Origin of the sequence: Mycobacterium sp. 852002-30065_SCH5024008, from assembly GCF_001665645.1 — a bacterium.
Classification (GTDB): domain Bacteria; phylum Actinomycetota; class Actinomycetes; order Mycobacteriales; family Mycobacteriaceae; genus Mycobacterium; species Mycobacterium paraffinicum.
This window is the reverse complement of the sequence record NZ_LZSZ01000132.1, coordinates 72,013-89,544: the sequence shown is the minus strand read 5'-3', so window position 1 is coordinate 89,544 and position 17,532 is coordinate 72,013. Positions and strand designations below refer to the sequence as shown.

General features: G+C 66.5%; 15 protein-coding genes. 5 read left to right on the top strand and 10 right to left on the bottom strand.

Annotated elements, in window-relative coordinates; all coding sequences use genetic code 11:
- Window positions 1–5 precede the first annotated feature (5 nt).
- Window positions 6–1,733, bottom strand: coding sequence for an AMP-binding protein (locus A5781_RS17110; RefSeq protein ID WP_067208646.1), 1,728 nt, complete (start codon window positions 1,731–1,733; stop codon window positions 6–8).
- An 85-nt stretch (window positions 1,734–1,818) separates the two neighbouring features.
- Between A5781_RS17110 and A5781_RS17105 the strand changes: the two genes are divergently transcribed.
- Window positions 1,819–2,619 (top strand): phthiotriol/phenolphthiotriol dimycocerosates methyltransferase, encoded by an 801-nt coding sequence (locus A5781_RS17105; RefSeq protein ID WP_369817746.1) that lies wholly within the window; start codon window positions 1,819–1,821, stop codon window positions 2,617–2,619.
- Between the two features lie 130 nt (window positions 2,620–2,749).
- Window positions 2,750–5,923, top strand: a complete 3,174-nt coding sequence (locus A5781_RS17100) for an adenylate/guanylate cyclase domain-containing protein (protein WP_067208643.1) — start codon at window positions 2,750–2,752, stop codon at window positions 5,921–5,923.
- Between the two features lie 13 nt (window positions 5,924–5,936).
- Here the strand turns inward: A5781_RS17100 and cwsA are convergent, their stop codons facing one another.
- Window positions 5,937–6,371 carry a cell wall synthesis protein CwsA gene (gene cwsA / locus A5781_RS17095; protein ID WP_067208640.1) on the bottom strand — a complete coding sequence of 145 codons (435 nt, stop codon included), beginning with the start codon at window positions 6,369–6,371 and terminating at the stop codon, window positions 5,937–5,939.
- Window positions 6,372–6,499: 128 nt separating this feature from the next.
- On the opposite strand from cwsA, the gene A5781_RS17090 reads away from it, so the two are divergent.
- Entirely contained in the window at window positions 6,500–7,048 is a 549-nt protein-coding gene (locus tag A5781_RS17090) for a peptidylprolyl isomerase (protein WP_067208637.1), read from the top strand.
- A 22-nt stretch (window positions 7,049–7,070) separates the two neighbouring features.
- On the opposite strand, the gene A5781_RS17085 is transcribed toward A5781_RS17090, so the two are convergent.
- Both A5781_RS17085 and crgA read right to left on the bottom strand, forming a co-directional pair.
- A complete protein-coding gene (locus A5781_RS17085; protein WP_067208765.1) occupies window positions 7,071–7,496 on the bottom strand; it encodes a PH domain-containing protein in 426 nt (141 codons plus the stop codon).
- A 155-nt stretch (window positions 7,497–7,651) separates the two neighbouring features.
- Window positions 7,652–7,933, bottom strand: coding sequence for a cell division protein CrgA (crgA, locus tag A5781_RS17080; protein WP_067208633.1), 282 nt, complete (start codon window positions 7,931–7,933; stop codon window positions 7,652–7,654).
- A 117-nt stretch (window positions 7,934–8,050) separates the two neighbouring features.
- Between crgA and A5781_RS17075 the strand changes: the two genes are divergently transcribed.
- Both A5781_RS17075 and A5781_RS17070 read left to right on the top strand, forming a co-directional pair.
- The gene (locus tag A5781_RS17075) at window positions 8,051–8,794 is read left to right on the top strand and encodes a DUF881 domain-containing protein (RefSeq protein ID WP_067208629.1); all 744 of its coding nucleotides are present in this window, start codon (window positions 8,051–8,053) and stop codon (window positions 8,792–8,794) included.
- Window positions 8,795–8,820: 26 nt separating this feature from the next.
- Window positions 8,821–9,507 (top strand): aminodeoxychorismate/anthranilate synthase component II, encoded by a 687-nt coding sequence (locus A5781_RS17070; RefSeq protein WP_067208626.1) that lies wholly within the window; start codon window positions 8,821–8,823, stop codon window positions 9,505–9,507.
- Here the strand turns inward: A5781_RS17070 and pknB are convergent.
- From pknB to A5781_RS17040, 6 genes are read right to left on the bottom strand one after another with little or no spacing between them, the layout of a single operon-like run.
- Window positions 9,485–11,359: a Stk1 family PASTA domain-containing Ser/Thr kinase gene (gene pknB, locus A5781_RS17065; protein WP_067208622.1), complete on the bottom strand. Its 1,875-nt coding sequence runs from the start codon at window positions 11,357–11,359 to the stop codon at window positions 9,485–9,487. The genes A5781_RS17070 and pknB overlap by 23 nt on opposite strands.
- The gene (locus A5781_RS17060) at window positions 11,356–12,672 is read right to left on the bottom strand and encodes a serine/threonine-protein kinase (RefSeq protein WP_067208620.1); all 1,317 of its coding nucleotides are present in this window, start codon (window positions 12,670–12,672) and stop codon (window positions 11,356–11,358) included. The genes pknB and A5781_RS17060 overlap by 4 nt, the downstream gene beginning before the upstream one ends.
- Window positions 12,669–14,147, bottom strand: coding sequence for a D,D-transpeptidase PbpA (gene pbpA / locus A5781_RS17055; RefSeq protein WP_067208617.1), 1,479 nt, complete (start codon window positions 14,145–14,147; stop codon window positions 12,669–12,671). The genes A5781_RS17060 and pbpA overlap by 4 nt, the downstream gene beginning before the upstream one ends.
- Window positions 14,144–15,553: an FtsW/RodA/SpoVE family cell cycle protein gene (locus A5781_RS17050; RefSeq protein WP_067208614.1), complete on the bottom strand. Its 1,410-nt coding sequence runs from the start codon at window positions 15,551–15,553 to the stop codon at window positions 14,144–14,146. Before A5781_RS17050 ends, pbpA begins: the two co-directional genes overlap by 4 nt.
- Window positions 15,550–17,061, bottom strand: a complete 1,512-nt coding sequence (locus A5781_RS17045; RefSeq protein ID WP_067208611.1) for a PP2C family serine/threonine-protein phosphatase — start codon at window positions 17,059–17,061, stop codon at window positions 15,550–15,552. The genes A5781_RS17050 and A5781_RS17045 overlap by 4 nt, the downstream gene beginning before the upstream one ends.
- Window positions 17,058–17,525, bottom strand: a complete 468-nt coding sequence (locus A5781_RS17040; RefSeq protein ID WP_067208608.1) for an FHA domain-containing protein — start codon at window positions 17,523–17,525, stop codon at window positions 17,058–17,060. Before A5781_RS17040 ends, A5781_RS17045 begins: the two co-directional genes overlap by 4 nt.
- Window positions 17,526–17,532: the final 7 nt, after the last annotated feature.

Here is a 17,532-nt window from a genome sequence, read left to right as displayed (position 1 = left end):
CGGTACTAGGCGTCCAAACGGGCGAACTGATTTTGCCGGTAGCGTTCGACGCAGGCCGCCCTCCGGACCTTGCCGCTGGTGGTGATGGGAATCGAACCGGGCGCTACCACAACAAGATCCGCGACGCTCAGTCCGTGCACGTTGGATATCGCAGAGGTGACGTTGCGTTTCACGGCGTCGAAGGCGTCAACCGCCGCTTCGTTGGAGTCGGTGCGGCTCTTGAACTCGATGATGGCGACGAGCTTTTCCGTGCCGACGTCCGGAACCGAGATCGCCGCGCATCGTCCCGGCGCGATGCTCTGAATCGTCGCCTCGAGATCGTCGGGAGAATGGTTACGCCCGTAGACGATCAGCAGATCCTTGATCCGGCCGATGATGAAAAGTTCTCCGTCGGAGAGGAATCCCATATCTCCGGTTCGTAGCCATGGCCCGTTGGGTGTGTCGACCGAGGGAGCGACGAGCGTTGCGCCGAATGTTTGCTCGGACTCGTGGGGTTTCTGCCAATAGCCCGCTCCGACGTTGCCGCCGTGCACCCAAATCTCGCCGGTCGCTCCGGCCGGGCACTCGTAACGGGTCTCGGGATCGACGATGCGGACCATCGGTGACCGGGGCGCGCCGTAACTGACCAGGGGCGTGCCGGTTCCGCTGGGGCAGCGCTTCGCCAGGCCCGCGGTCAGCTTTTCGGATTCAAAATCAACAACTCTGGGTGATTGACCCGCTTCGCGGGTCGCGACATAGAGGGTTGCTTCTGCCATTCCGTATGAGGGTCGCAACACCCGGTCGCGGAGGTTGAAGGAGGCGAACCGCTCGCTGAAGCGCTGCAGTGTCGCCGGCTGTACCCGCTCACTGCCGTTGAGGATGCTGAGCACGCTGCTGAGATCAAGCCCGGCCAGGTCGTCGTCGGATGTCTTCCGAGCCGCCAGATCGAAAGCAAAGTTGGGCCCTGCCGACAAGGCGTGAATGTTCCTTGCCAGCAATTGCATCCACCGGGCCGGCCGCTGCAGGAACGAGACGGGACTGGTGAGCACGGTGTGGAATCCCGTCAGAATGGGAAAGATGATTCCGAGATGCAAACCCATGTCGTGGTAGAACGGCAGCCAGGACACCACCGTGGTATCCGGAGGGGCAACACCCCCGTGGTCTCCGAAGAAGCCGGCATTGATCTGCTCGAAATTGGCCATGATGTTCGTGTACGAAACCATGACGCCCGCGGGGGTGCGGGTCGAGCCGGACGTGTACTGCAAATAGGCGGTGTCCGTCGAAATGTCGAACCGCGCCGCGGGCCCTTTCTTCGAGTCGAGTTCCAGCGAGTCGATTTCGATAATCGATGGAGCGGATTCACTCGACATCGAGCCGACATACTGGGCGATATCGGCCGCCAGGCTGGACGTCGTGAGAACGACGGAGGGCGATGCGTCTCGCAGCACCGCACCGACACGGTCGTCGCTGGCGCCGCCGAGGGGAACCGCGATGAGACCGGCCTGTAATGCGCCGACAAACGCGCTGACGTAGTCGAGTCCCTGTGGCGCCAAAATCACGGCGCGGTCACCTCTTGACCCGTGAAGCCTTAGCTCCTGCGCGAGGCTGAGCGCGCGGCGATACAGCTGCGACCAGGTCAGGCTCTCGGCAATGCCGGCCCGGTCTTGTTCGTAATTCATAAACGTGAACGCCGTCCGGTTGGGCTGCAGACTGGCGCGTTCAGCCAGCAGTGTCGGAATGGGACACTTAAGCATGGGCGTCAGGTTACCTCGGCCATTCCCGCCGCGCCGGGCTTGCGTTGAACACGATGACCGGCTGCGACGTACAACAACCGAAAGCCTGATCGAGCGGCTGAACCGCAACCCAATCTCGCTGCAGCTCTTGGATTTGCGCTTCAAATACGGTTATCGGTTGCTCAGCCGCCTGCTCACGAGGGACGACGTGCTCTTCCTCAATTACGGATATGAGGAGGATCCGCCGATGGCCTTGCCGCTAGCGGCCTCCGACGAGCCCGACCGATTCCCCATTCAGCTCTACCACCGCACCGCGACCCAAACGGATCTCGCCGGGAAACAGGTGCTGGAGGTCAGTTGCGGCCACGGCGGCGGTGCTTCATATCTGATGCGGACCCTGCACCCGGCCTCCTACACCGGCCTGGATCTCAACACGGTCGGCATAGAGTTCTGCCGGAAGCGGCACAAGCTACCCGGTCTGAACTTCGTGCAGGGCAATGCCGAGAGCCTGCCCTTCCCCGATCGTTCCTTCGACGCAGTGATCAATCTCGAAGCCGCGATCAACTACCAAAACGTCCCCCGGTTCTTCGCCGAGGTCGAACGAGTGCTGCGCCCGGGAGGAGACTTCCTGTACGCCGACATCCGCTACGCCGACCAGATCGCCGCCTGGGAGGCGGACCTCGCCGGCATCCCCTTGCGCCTGATATCGGGTAAGGCCATCAACGCGGAGGTCATGCGCGGCCTGGAGAAGAATCGATTCTTCGACCAGATCATCCGACGTCTGCCGAACATCGCCTTTCTGCGCGGCATAGCCCACGACTACGCAGGCGGACCCGGCTCGCTGATCTACCGCCGACTGGAATACGGCGAGGCCTCGTACCGGCTGTTCCGATTTGCTAAGGATTGAGGCGGCCGCTCCTTGATCCTGCGCGCCGGCGTAACCCGGAGTGAAGCCAACACCCCCTCGCGGAGCGTCCAACGGCCTATTCTTTGAGGACCCCGGCAAACGCGGGGCACGGGATTGGCGGAGGGGTCGGATGACGGCCGTAGCGGCGTGCGAGGCGTGCGGCATCGATCTCCTCGAGAATGCGCGGTTCTGTCACGGATGCGGCACGCCGGTTGCCGAGCCCGCCGCGCATGCGGAGTACAAGCAAGTGTCGGTGCTGTTCGCGGATGTAGTCCACTCCATGGACATCGCCACCGCCGTTGGTGCGGAGCGGTTGCGCGAGATCATGGCCGAACTGGTCAACCGTTGCACGGAGGTGGTGCACCGCTACGGGGGCACCGTGGACAAGTTCACCGGCGACGGAATCATGGCGGTGTTCGGTGCGCCCGTAGCAATGGAGGACCACGCTGTTCGTGCCTGCCTGGCAGCCTTGGGTATTCAGGACGAGATCAAGCGGCTCGCTCTCGATGTCCGGGATCGCGACGCTGTGGAGCTGCAGTTGCGGGTGGGGCTGAACTCCGGTCAGGTCATCGCCGGTGAAATCGGTTCCGGACCGTTCCGTTACACCGCAATCGGTGAGCAGGTCGGAATGGCGCAACGGATGGAATCGGTGGCGCCGCCGGGCGGAGTGATGCTCAGCGAATCCACCGCTCGACTCGTTCAGCACGCCACCGTGCTGGCCGATGCCGAGAAGGTTCACTTAAAGGGCAGCGACGTCCCGGTGCTGGCCCGCCGTCTGCTGAGCCTTTCCGATGGGCATGACGAACGCAGCCCGCTGCAGGGTGCGTTGGTAGGGCGAGACCTCGAACTCACTACGCTCACCGGCCTTTTGGATCGATCAGTGAGTGGCCGGGGATGTGTGGTTCGTGTCGTCGGACCGGCGGGTATCGGCAAGACGCGACTCGCCGGCGAGGCTGTCTCGATGGCCCGCCAGCGTGGTGTCGAAGTGTCGTCGGTGTTCTGCGAGTCGCATACGAGCGATGTCCCCTTCCTCGTGGCGGCGGGCCTGCTGCGCGACGTTGCGCGAATAACCGAGCTCGACGATGAGGCGGCGCGGGCGCAGGTGCGCGCGAGCGTGCCAGACGCATCCGATGAGGATGTGCTGCTGCTGTATGACCTGATGGGAATCAGAGACCCGGAGACGCCGCCCCCCACGATCCGTCCCGACGCGCGGCGCCGGCGGCTGACCGCATTGATCAACTCAATCTCGTTGACGCGCACCCAACCGGTTCTCTACGTCGTCGAGGATGCGCATTGGATCGATGAGGTTAGCGAGTCGCTGCTGGCCGAATTGCTCACCGTCATCCCCCAAACGCCGTCGATGGTGCTGATCACGTACCGACCCGAGTACCGCGGTGCGCTCGCCAATGTAGCTGGCGCGCAGACGATCTCGTTGGCGCCCTTGAGTGAGTCGGAAACCGCAACGTTGCTCGACGAGTTGTTGGGCGCCGATCCGTCGGTCACCGGGATCAAGTCGATTGTTGCCGAACGGGCCGGCGGGAACCCATTCTTCGCACAGGAGATAGTCCGCGAGCTCGCCGAGCGCGGAGTGCTCGAGGGCGACCGCGGCGGTTTCACGTGCGCCACAGACCTGGCCGACGTCACCGTTCCGGCGACCCTGCAGGCCACCATCGCCGCGCGCATCGACCGTCTGGATCCCGATGCCAAGCAGACCCTGAACGCCGCCGCGGTGATCGGTTCGCGCTTCACGCCCGAGTTGCTCGCCGCAGTGGGCAATGCCCCTGCCCTCGACGGGCTCCTCAGCGCCGCGCTGATTGATCAGGTCCGTTTCACTCCGGGAGCCGAGTTCGCGTTCCGCCACCCGCTGATCCGCACCGTGGCCTACGAATCACAACTGATATCCGACCGCGCCCAGATGCACCGGCGTCTGGCCGCCGCTATCGAGGCCCGCGAGCCCGAATCGGCCGACCAGAACGCGGCACTGATCGCCGAACACCTCGAAGCTGCGGGTGACCTGCGGGATGCCTACGGGTGGCACATGCGCGCGGCAATGTGGGCGACTTACCGCGACATCGCCGCGGCGCGTTTGGGTTGGGAAAGTGCCAGAAAGATCGCCGATGCATTACCCGCCGAGGACCCGGACCGAGCAGCCATGCGCATCGCACCGCGCACTATGTTGTGCGCGACCGCCTGGCGCGTCCGTATGAGCGTGGCTGGCGACCGTTTCGATGAATTGCGGAGGTTGTGCAACGCCGCAGGCGACAAGGCGTCGCTGGCCATCGCCATGGCAGCGCTAGTGGCTGATCACACGTACCAGGACCGGGTGCCCGAGGCGTCGCGGCTAGCTTCGGAGGCCATGACCCTCGTCGAGTCCATCGGCGATCCAACCTTGACGGTAGGGCTGTCCTTCACGCCCATCCGGGCCAAGATGGCAAGCGGTGAGTGGTCTGAGATGCTTCGCCTGTCCCAGCGGGTCATCGATCTGGCCGCCGGTGACCCCGCGAAGGGCAACCTCCTTTTCGGGTCTCCTCTGGCGCTCGGCTTCGCGCAGCGCGCCATCGCCCGCTATGCCCTGGGTCGTCCGGGATGGCAAGAGGACCTGCGGCGCGGCCTGGCCGTGGCGCAGGGCGCCGACTCCCTGTCCTATGTCACCCTCGTCAGCTATGTCTACTCCGCGGGGATACCGTCCGGCGCGCTGCGGCCCGACGATTCCGCGGTGCGGGAGATCGAGGATGCGTTAACCATTGCCGAACGGTCCGGCGACAACCTCCAGTTGGGTTTCGCCTGGTTGACCCTGGGGCTTGCGCTGGTGCACCGCCACACGGATAGCGAGCGTGATCGCGGGCAGAAGCTGCTGGCGGAAGTCCACGAAGTGTTCCTGCGCGGGGGGCACTTCTTGTGCGATCTACCGCTGCTTGACGCGTACGTGGCGCGTGAGACGGCCCGCCGAGCGGATCGCGACCAAGCGCTACCGCAGATGCGCGCCGCCGTCGACCATCTCGCCCGTGGCGGACAGTTGCTCTCATGGGGCATCCCGACTACGGGCGTTCTGGTGGAGACCCTGCTGGGCCGGGGGACCGAAGGTGACGTGGCCGAAGCCGAGGCCGCGATCGAGCGGTTAGCGGTCGCGCCGGCCGACGAGGGTCTGGCGATACGTGAGATTTGGCTGCAGCGGATGCGCGCTCTTCTGGCGCGGGCTCGATGCGATAGGGAGGCCTACTCGCATTTCAGAGATCGCTACCGGGAGATGGCGAGAACGCTTGGTTTCGAAGGGCACATCGACTGGGCCGAGGCGATGCCGTAGGGGCGGCCGGTCGTCAGGGGCGCGGCTGCACGTCGACGCTGGGCGGCCGCGACTGGGGCTCCTGAGGCTTCTCCCGCACCGAGCGCCGCACCACGCTGAACGCGACCGCGCCGCCGGCGAGGACCGCGACAGCGACTCCGGTGATCACCCACGGGCGCTTGCCGCGCCGCTGCCCCCGGCGCGCGTCCTGAAGAGCCTGAGGCAGTCCGGCGACCACCTCCTGCGCGGCGGCCAGCTCTTGGGCGAGCGTCTCTTGGGCTGCGGCGAGTTCCTTGGCCAGGCGCCCCTCTTGGTATTTGCGACGGATTTGCGATGCGGTCGACTGAGCCGACTGGACACTGAGGCCGACGACCCCCCGGGTGACGTCCACCGGTCCCAGTGTCGAGTAAGTCAGCCCGCGAGCCAGTCGCTCCCGCGGGGTCAGCCGGGGTTCCGCCTTTGTGCCCATCTGCCGCCTTTCTGTGCGTGCTGAACAGACTGCCAGCATAGGGACGCCGGCGAAACCGTTATGCGCGCGACGCAGTTTCGGCGGCGGCTCGACCTGAGCGACACCGGGTGCGGGCATGCCCACGCGTAGTGGCAGACTCTCATGCCGTGACCAACAGCCCCCATCAGACCGCTACCGCCACGCTCCACACCAACCGCGGCGACATCAAAGTCGCCCTGTTCGGAAACCACGCGCCCAAGACCGTCGCCAACTTCGTTGGCCTGGCGCAGGGCACCAAGGAGTACTCGACCCAGAACGCATCGGGCGGGTCCTCCGGTCCGTTCTACGATGGCGCGGTCTTCCACCGGGTGATCCAGGGCTTCATGATCCAGGGCGGCGACCCGACCGGCACCGGTCGCGGCGGCCCGGGTTACAAGTTCGCCGACGAGTTCCACCCCGAACTGCAATTCGACAAGCCGTACCTGCTGGCGATGGCGAACGCGGGCCCCGGCACCAACGGCTCCCAGTTCTTCATCACGGTCGGCAAGACACCCCACCTGAACCGTCGGCACACGATCTTCGGCGAAGTGACGGACCCGGAATCGCAGCGGGTGGTCGAGGCGATCGCGACGACGTCCACCGACGCCAACGACCGCCCGACCGAGCCGGTGGTCATCGAGTCGATCACCATCTCGTAAGCCGGGCCGGCGGCCGCTCTGATCAGTGCGGGTGACGGCCCGCATAACCGGCGGCGGTCAGCGCGTCGAGCACCTCCAGCGGGTCCGTCCCGAGGTCCCAGCGAGAGAACAGAACCAGCCCGCCGTCGGCGGTTTCGACCTCAAGTAGCCGGTTTTTGCGTCCGTAGCGGCGGAACTCGATGATTCGGATGATCTTGATGTCGTCGGGCCGTAATACCTGCGTCCGGAACCATCCCCGGAGCAACAAGCCGTCGGCGGTAATTGCCAGCTTGGGCCGCGCGCGCCACGTCGCGCCCGCAAACAAGAGCAGACCCACCGCGGCAATCCCTGTGAGAATCTGCCCCGGCGCGTCTGTGACCACCGTCACACTGGCGATAGCCATCAGAACACCGGCGGCCCCACAACCAGCGATTCCAGGCGTGCGGGGCTCCCATTGTGTTTGCTGCATGCGCCGCTCAGCCCCTCCCACCACGGCCTATAGAGTTATCCACAGACGCTATCAACAGTGGGGATAAATCACACGCGTGTGATTGGGGGGTGGGAATGTTGCTGGCGCAGTAACGGAGCAACCCGAAAATGAATTCATTCCGCGGCTGACGTCGCTCAGTGCCAGCGCATCGTCAGCAACAAACCGGTGATCATGAAAGCGAACGCGATGGCGTAGTTCCATGGCCCGAGTTGCGCCATCCAGTTGAGGGCGGTCGGCGCCTGGCTGCCCACGGCGGCTAGCTGAAACACCATCAACCAGACGAGCCCGATCAGCATGAGGCCGACGAACAAGGCGACGAACCACACGCTCGACGGTCCCACCTTGACCTTCACCGGCGTGCGGCTGACCGCACTGACGGCGAAGTCGTTCTTCTTGCGGACCTTGGACTTGGGCATGATTACCTCAACAAGACGGTGAGTGGGACGGGTGCAACGATAAGACCGCAGCTGCGCGCACAGCTTGGCTACGAGACTAACTCACACGGCACGCCGACCAGGAAATTGGAGAGCCGAATGAGCGACGGACGCCGGTCACCATGGCGCTTCGGCGTCCCGGTGGTGTGCCTGTCGGCGGGATTGCTCCTTGCGGCCACCCACGGGGTGTCCGGCGGCGCCGAGATCCGTCGCAGTGACGCCCCCCGGCTGGTTGATCTGGTTCGCGAGGCCCAAGCGTCGGTGAACCATCTCAACGCCCAACGCGACTCGCTCGCGGGCAAGCTCGATGCCGCGCACGGACGGTCCTCGGATCTGGCGTTGGCGGCGATGCTGCGCCGCTCCGCCGAGCTGGCCGCCGAGGCGGACATGAACCCGGTGCACGGGCCGGGCCTCGCTGTCACCCTGGACGACGCGCCGCGGGACGCCAACGGCCGTTTCCCGCGGGATGCGTCGCCCGACGACCTGGTGGTGCACCAGCAAGACATCGAGGCCGTCCTCAACGCGTTGTGGAGCGCCGGCGCGGAGGCGATCCAGATGCAGGACCAGCGCATCATCGCCACGTCCGTGCCCCGCTGCGTCGGCAACACGCTGCTGCTCAACGGGCGCACCTACAGCCCGCCCTACACGATCACCGCGATCGGCAACGCAGCCGCCATGCAAGCCGCCCTGGCCGCCGCTCCCCTGGTCACGCTGTACCGCCAGTACGTGGTCCGATTCGGGCTCGGTTACCGCGAAGAGGTCAAGCCCGACGTGCAGGTCGTCGGCCACACCGAGCCGGACCGGCTGCATTTCGCGCAGCCCATGGGAACCATCGGCTACTGATTTCCAGCTGACGGTAACCTGGCACGGTGCGGATCCTGGTCGTCGACAACTACGACAGCTTCGTGTTCAACCTGGTGCAGTACCTCGGCCAGCTGGGCGTCGAGGCCGAGGTGTGGCGCAACGACGACACCAAGCTTTCCGACGAGGCAGCCGTCGCCAAGCGGTTCGACGGTGTGCTGCTCAGCCCCGGTCCGGGCACCCCGGAACGTGCGGGCGCTTCGATCGGGCTGGTGGGCGCGTGTGCCGCCGAGCGCACCCCGCTGCTCGGGGTCTGCCTCGGACACCAAGCCATCGGCGTCGCCTTCGGCGCCACCGTGGACCGCGCGCCCGAGCTGCTGCACGGCAAGACCAGCAACGTCTTCCACACCAATACCGGTGTGCTGCAAGGGCTTCCGGATCCATTCACGGCGACCCGCTACCACTCGCTGACCATACTGCCGGAGTCGCTGCCCCCGGTGCTGGAGGTGACGGCGCGCACCCGCGGCGGCGTCATCATGGGGGTGCGGCACAGCGAGTTGCCGATTCACGGTGTGCAGTTCCATCCGGAGTCGATCCTGACCGAGGGCGGCCACCGGATGCTGGCGAACTGGCTCGCCTACTGCGGGTGGGCGCGCAACGACACGCTGGTCCGCCGGCTCGAGAACGAGGTGCGGGCCGCGGTGCAGCCCTATTTCCCGGCCGAACCGGCCGCTACTGGCCGAACTTCAGCGTGATGATCCCGTCCCGGTTGCACCCGGTGCCGGCCGGCGGGTTCTGATACACCACCCGGTGGGACTGCGAGCCACCCGCGTCCACGTCGGGCCCCTTGTCCAGCACCCCCGTCCAACCCAGCGCCCGTAGCCGCGGCTCGGCGTCCGCCCAGAACATGCCGCTCAGGTCGGGCATCACGAACTGGTTGCCCTTGGACACCTGGAGCTCGATCACCGAATCCACCGGAACCATCTGGCCCTTAGGCGGATTGGTGCCGATCACCTCACCGGCCGGCCGGTTGCTGTCCACCTGTGCCTGGGTGACCTTGGTGAACCCGTAGACGGTGAGATTCTTCTGCGCGACGTCGACGGTCTGGCCCGCTACGTCGGGCACCTGCTTGGTCTCCGGCCCCGAGCCGACGATGACGGTGATGACGTTGGTGATCGCCGATGTCTGGTTGGCCGGCGGGTTGGTGCCGATCACCTTGCCCAGCAGCTCCGGGCTCGACGGTGAATTGGCCTGCTTGAACTTGGTGAAGCCGGCTGTCTTGAGCTTGCTGATCGCGTCGGAGTAACCCAGCGAGGAGACGTCGGGCACTTCGCGTTGTTCGGGGCCGGTCGAGACGTTGATGGTGATCTCGTCGCCCGCGCTCACCGAGGCGTTGGCCCCGGGGTCGGTGCTGATGACGTGGTCGGGCGGGATCGTCGAATCGGGCTTTTGCAGGGTGCGCGTCTTGAAGCCGCGGTTCTGCAGCGCGGCAATGGCATCGGCGGAGACTTGGCCCCGCACGTCGGGCACCTGCACATCGCGGGTGGTGCCGCCGAAGGTGTTGAAGGCGATGACGACGACGATCGTCAGCACCGCCAGCGCGGCGACCGCGACGATCCAACGCCCGACCGAACCGCCGTTGCGGTCGTCGATGCGACGCAGGGGTTGGCGGTGCAGCGCGTCGGTGCGCGGGCCGGGCAGGTTTCCACCCGTCGCGAGCAGCGAGCTCCGGTCGGCGTCGGTGAGGACCTTGGGCGCCTCGGGCGGTTCGCCATTGTGCACCCGCACCAGATCGGCGCGCATCTCCGCGGCGGTCTGGTAGCGGTTGTCCGGGTTTTTGGCGAGCGCCTTGAGCACGACGGCGTCGAGGTCGGCGGAGATGCCCTCGTACCGGTGCGACGGCGGAATCGGGTCCTCCCGCACGTGCTGGTAGGCGACGGCGACCGGCGAGTCACCGGTGAAAGGCGGTTCGCCCGTGAGGATTTCGTAGAGCACGCAACCCAGCGAGTAGACGTCGGACCGGGCGTCCACGGTGTCGCCGCGGGCCTGCTCGGGCGACAGATACTGGGCCGTCCCGATCACCGCCGCGGTTTGGGTGACGCTGTTGCCGCTGTCGGCGATCGCGCGCGCGATGCCGAAGTCCATCACCTTGACCGCATTGGTGCTGCTGATCATGATGTTCGCCGGCTTGACGTCGCGGTGGATGATGCCGTTCTGGTGACTGAAGTTCAGCGCCTGGCACGCGTCGGCGATGATCTCGATGGCCCGCCGCGGGGGTAGCGGGCCGTCGGTGTGCACGATGTCGCGCAGCGTGACGCCGTCGACGTACTCCATGACGATGTACGGCAGCGGACCCGTCGGTGTCTCCGCCTCGCCGGTGTCGTAGACCGCGACGATCGAGGGGTGATTGAGGGCGGCGGCGTTTTGCGCCTCGCGGCGGAACCGCAGATAGAAGCTGGGATCGCGGGCCAGGTCGGCGCGCAGCACTTTGACCGCGACGTCGCGGTGCAACCGGACGTCGCGGGCCAGGTGAACCTCGGACATACCCCCGAATCCGAGGATTTCGCCCAGTTCATAGCGATCAGACAGGTGCTGAGGGGTGGTCATCGTGGCATCTCGTGTCGGGCCGGTGATGCGCTGAGCGTCGGTGGTTCACCCCACCCGCGCTCGGCCGGCCCTCGTTGCAGTCCAGAATTACTTATCGCCCCGCGGTCCGTCCAATTAAGCCGTGGCGCGGAGCCGCTGGGGGTGTTGCTCGCCGGCGGCGCGGGCGGGGTCCCGGTGTCGGTGACCGTCGGGGGTGGGGGCTGCTGCTGGGTGTCCGTGCGGGAGTTGATGACGATCAGCACCGCGATGATGATCGCCAGCGCTCCGAGGACCCCCGCGGCCCACAGCAACGCGCGCTGACCCGACGAGAAGGTGCGCCGCGCCGGGGGCGGGCGATGACCGCCGGTGGCCGGCCGGGATCGGCGCGGCGGCGCGCTCCGGGGGCTCGACACGGCGGCCGCCCGGGTCGTCGGGCTGGACGGAATGGCCGCCGGCGATGCCCGGCCGGGGGGCGGCGACTGGCTGGGCCGCGGCGGACGGCGGCCGGCGCGTACCGCCGACACGGCGTCGGCGAACGGCCCGCCGCTGCGGTAGCGCATCGCGGGATTCTTGACCAACGTGATCTCGATGAGTTCTCGCACGTTGGGCGGCAGCTCCGCGGGCAGCGGCGGCGGTGGCTCCTTGATGTGCTTCATCGCCACGGTCAGGGCGCCGTCACCGGTGAACGGCCGCTTGCCCGACACCACCTCGTAGCCGACGACGCCCAGGGAGTACACGTCGCTGGAGGGGGTCGCGTCGTGGCCGAGGGCCTGTTCGGGGGCGATGTACTGGGCGGTGCCCATCACCATGCCCGTCTGGGTGACGGGCGCGGCGTCGACCGCCTTGGCGATACCGAAGTCGGTGATCTTCACCTGGCCGGTCGGGGTGATCAGGATGTTGCCCGGCTTGACGTCGCGGTGCACCAAGCCGGCGGCGTGCGCGACCTGCAGGGCCCGGCCGGTCTGCTCGAGCATGTCCAGGGCATGCCGCAGCGACAGCCGGCCCGTGCGTTTGAGGACCGAGTTCAGCGGCTCGCCGTTCACCAGCTCCATCACCAGGTAGGCGGTGCGGCCTTCCCCGTCCAGCTGGCTCTCGCCGTAGTCGTGAACCTGGGCGATGCCGGGGTGATTGAGCATCGCGGTGGTGCGCGCCTCGGCGCGGAACCGCTCGATGAACTCCGGGTCCTGGGAGAACTCCTGTTTGAGCACCTTGACCGCGACGCGCCGGCCGAGCCGGCTGTCCACCGCCTCCCAGACCTGGCCCATGCCGCCGGTGGCGATCAGGCGCTGCAGGCGGTATCTGCCAGACAGCGTCACACCAACTCGCGGGCTCATGGTCCTCCCTGTAGCGCGGCTTGGATCACAGCCCGTCCGATCGGCGCGGCGAGTGCACCTCCCGTCGCGGACAGGCGGTCGCCGCCATTCTCTACCAACACTGCCACGGCGACTTTCGGCGTCTGCGCGGGCGCGAAGGCGATGTACCACGCGTGCGGCGGCGTATTACGCGGATCGGTGCCATGCTCTGCGGTACCCGTCTTGGATGCGATCTGCACGCCGGGAATGGCCCCTTTCTGCTGTGCGACCTTCTCGGCGCCGACCATCAGCTCTGTTAGCTTAGCGGCGACCTGGGGTGACACCGCGCGGCGCTGCTGATAGGGGGCGGTGGTGCTGATGTTGGCCAGGTCCGGGCCCTTGAGGCTGTCGATCAGGTAGGGCTGCATCGTGACGCCGTCGTTCGCGATGGTCGCCGCGATCTGGGCGTTCTCCAGCGGTGTCAGCGCAACGTCTTTCTGGCCGATGCTGGTCATGCCCAGCGCCGCGGCGTCGGGAATGATCCCGACGGTTGACTCGGCGACCTGTAGCGGGATCACGCTCGGGGTGGTGTCCAGGCCGAACGAGCGCGCCATGCTGCGCAGCGCATCGGATCCGGTGTGCATGCCGAGCTGGACGAACGCGGTGTTGCAGGACAGGGCGAACGCTTGCTTGAGCGGCACGGTGGGCTCGTTGCCGCAGGGCTGGCCGCCGTAGTTTTCCAACGTCGCGGTGCTGTCGGGCAGGACGATGGAGGACGCCGCGGTCAACTGCTCGGCGTCAGTCGCACCGGCCTGCAGCGCGGCCGCGGTGGTGATCACCTTGAAGGTGGACCCGGGCGGGTAGGTCTCGGAGATGGCGCGGTTGGTCAGCGGATTGTCGGGGTCGTCGCGGAGCCGCTGCCATGCTTGCGCCTGCACCTGGGGATCGTGCGACGCCAGCAGATTCGGGTCGTAGGACGGCGATGACACCATTGCCAAGATCTTGCCGGTGGACGGCTCGAGGGCGACGACGGCGCCCTTGCACGGCGGCCCACCACAGCCCTGCTGCATCGCGTCCCAGCCGGCCTGCTGGACCCGCGGTCTGATGGTGGTGTCGACGTTGCCGCCGCGCGGATCGCGGCCGGTGAAGAAATCGGCCAGCCGGCGCCCGAACAGCCGCTCGTCCGAGCCGTTCAACAGTGGGTCCTCGGCGCGCTCCAGGCCCGTGCTGGAATAACGCAGCGAGTAGAAGCCGGTGAGCGGCGCGTACACGGCCGGGTTCGGGTAGACCCGCAGAAAGCGGAAGCGGCTGTCGGTGGCCACCGAATAGGCCAGCAACTGGCCGCCGGCGATGATCTGGCCGCGCTGACGCGAATACTCGTCGAGCAGGACACGCTGATTGCGCGGGTCGGCGCGCAGCGAGTCGGCGGCGAACACCTGCGTCATCGTGGCGTTGAGCAGCAAGAGCACGATCAGCGCCATGACGGTGATCGAGATGCGGCGCAGAGAGGTGTTCATACCTTCTCGATCACCTCGGTCTTGGCCGCCGCGATCGGCGAGTCCTTGCGCTCTCGGCCGCGTAAGGGATGCCGGGCGCTGTGGGAGATGCGAGCGAGGATGGCCAGCAACACATAGTTCGCCAGCAATGACGATCCACCGTAGGACATCCATGGGGTGGTCAGACCTGTCAACGGGATGAGTTGCGTAACGCCGCCGACGACGATGAACAGCTGGATGGCCAGGGTCGAGGCCAGGCCCGCAGCCAGCAGCTTGCCGAAGCTGTCCCGCGTCGCGATCGCGGTGCGCATGCCGCGGACGATGACGATGGTGTAGAGCATCAAGATGCTGGCGAGCCCGACGAGCCCGAGTTCTTCACCGAAGGCGGCGATGATGAAGTCGGTCGACGCGGCCGGGACAGTATCGGGTTGCCCGTTTCCCAGCCCCGTGCCGAAGATCCCGCCGGTGGCGAAACTGAACAGGGACTGGACAATCTGGTAGCCGCTGCCGTCGGGGTCGGAGAACGGGTCCCACCACATCTGCACCCGGACTCGCACATGCGCGAAGACGAAATATGCGATGACGCTGCCCACCGCGAACAGCACCAGGCCGGTCACCACCCAGCTGAATCGTTGTGTCGCAAGGTAAACCACCACCAGAAACGACGCATACAGCAGCAGCGAGGTACCTAGGTCCTTTTCGAAGACCATCACACCGATGGAGATCACCCAGGCGGCCAGCAGTGGCGCGAGGTCGCGCGGACGCGGCAGGGTCAGGCCCATGAAATGCTTGCCGACGCTGGTGAACAGGCCCCGCTTGGCGATCAGCACGGCGGAGAAGAAGATCAGCAACAAGATCTTGGAAAATTCTGCGGGCTGAATCGAGAACCCGGGGAAGCGAATCCAGATTTTCGCGCCGTTCTGTTCGGACAGCGATGTCGGCAGCAGTGCGGGAATCACCAACAGCACCAGGCCGGTGATTCCGCAGATGTAGCCGTACCGCGCCAGCTGCCGATGGTCTTTGAGAAACGTGACCACCAGTGCGAACGCGACGACTCCGACGAGGGTCCACATCATCTGCTGGGTTGCGCTGGGGTGGTGGCGGCCGCTGAGCTGGTTGTCGACCAGGTCGAGCCGATGAATCATCACCAGGCCAAGTCCGTTGAGCAACGCCACAATTGGCAACAGCAGCGGATCGGTATAGGGGGCGAAACGCCTGATGGCCAGGTGCGCGGACCCGAACACGAGCATGAACACCAGCCCGTAGTTGATGACGTTCCAACGCAATTCGCGGTTCTGGTTCGCCTCCACGATCAGCAACGCGGCGACCGTGATCGCTGCGGCGAAGCACAGCAGCAGCAGCTCGGCGTTGCGACGGGTGGGCAGCGGGGGTGTGACCGCGACGGGCGGCTGGAGTTGTGTCGTCATGCCACCGTCCGGCAGTCAATGCCCGGTTGCAGTGGAGGTGCTGGAAGCGCGGTGACCGTTTGGGAAGTGGTCGGGGGGCCCACCGGCGACGTGGTCGCGGGGCCGGCTGTGGCGCTGGGGGGGCCGTTGGGGCCGGAAGAAGCGGTGGTCGGTGCGGTGGTGGGTGCTGGCGATGCCGCGACACTTGATTCGGGGGTGCCGCTCCCGGTGGGCGGGGAGCCCGGCGGTGACGTGGCGCGCGGGGACGGACAAGTAGGAAGCAGGTATTCAGCCAGCAACTGCCGTAACTGGGACTCGGCTTGGTCCAGGCTTCCGCCGGGCAGCCCGGTCTGAACCTGAACCTGTCCGGGCCGGCGAAGGTCGCGCAGCGTCATCAGTTGACAGTTCGGATGACCGGATTCGTCGTAACCGATCAGGGACAGCTCGTTGCGGGCGCTCAGGCAGGCCACCAGGTACGGCCGCTGCAGGGGCACGCCCAACAGGGACCCCTGAATGCCACGGACGACCGATACCTTGCCGTCGTATTCGGCGACGTAATAATTGCGCTGGATGACCCACCAGCTGATGGCCATGCCGGAGAGAACAAACAAAACCGCCAGTGTCACGGCGAAGAACATCCGCCGCCTGGGCCACCGCGGCCGGGCGGGTGTTTCCGGTTGTGGCACAACACGTTTGGCGGCCTCTTCGCGGGGCCTGATGGCGGAGGCGCGGCCCGCGGAGGTGTTGGGCAACGTCATCTGGTCGTCGTCGCCGGAAACCGCGCCCGCCAGAATCGGTTGGGTTTGGCCGTAGTCGTAGTCGACGACGTCGGCGACCACCACGGTCACGTTGTCCGGGCCGCCGCCGCGCAACGCCAGCTCGATGAGGCGGTAGGCGGCTTCGGCCACGTCGGGGATCTGCAGCGCCTCGAGGATGGTTTCGTCGCTCACCGGATCGCTGAGCCCATCGGAGCAAAGTAGGTAGCGATCACCGGCCCGCGCCTCGCGCATGGTCAGGGTCGGCTCCACCTCGTGTCCGGTCAGCGCGCGCATGATCAGCGACCGCTGTGGGTGGCTGTGTGCCTCTTCGCGGGTGATCCGGCCTTCGTCGACCAAGGTCTGGACGAACGTGTCGTCCTTGGTGATCTGGGTGAGTTCACCGTCGCGCAGCAGATAGCCGCGCGAGTCGCCGATGTGTACCAAGCCAATTCGGTCGCCCGCGAACAGGATTGCGGTGAGCGTCGTGCCCATCCCCTCGAGCTCGGGCTCGGCCTCCACCTGCGCGGCGATGGTCGCGTTGCCCGAGCGCACCGCGGCGTCGAGCTTGGCGAGCAGGTCGCCGCCGGGTTCGTCGTCGTCGAGATGGGCCAGCGCGGCGATCACCAGCTGGGAGGCCACTTCGCCGGCGGCGTGGCCGCCCATGCCGTCAGCCAGGGCGAGCAGCCGCGCACCGGCGTAGACGGAGTCTTCGTTATTGGCGCGCACCAGGCCGCGATCGCTGCGCGCGGCATATCGCAGAACCAGGGTCACGGGCGCAACTCGATCGCCGTTTTGCCGATCCGAATCGGCGTTCCTATTGGAACTCGTACCGCAGTGGTCACCTTTGCCCTGTCAAGGTAAGTGCCGTTGGTCGATCCTAGATCCTCGACATACCATTCCGAACCGCGCTGAGATAGCTGGGCGTGCCGCGTCGAGGCGTAGTCGTCGGTGAGCACCAGGGTCGAGTCGTCGGCTCTACCGATCAACACCGGCTGCCCGCTGAGTGTGATGCGCGCGCCCGCCAACGCCCCCTCGGTCACCACCAGGTAGCGCGCGGCATGGCGGCGCTGCCGCGAAGGCAGCAGGGTGCCGCGCAGCGCCAACCCCCGGCGGACCATGACGGCGCCGGTGGGCGCGTAGATGTCGGTCCGCAAGATCCGCAGCACGGACCAGATGAATACCCACAACAACATTAAAAATCCGGCACGCGTCAGCTGCAGTACGAGTCCCTGCATCTGGCGT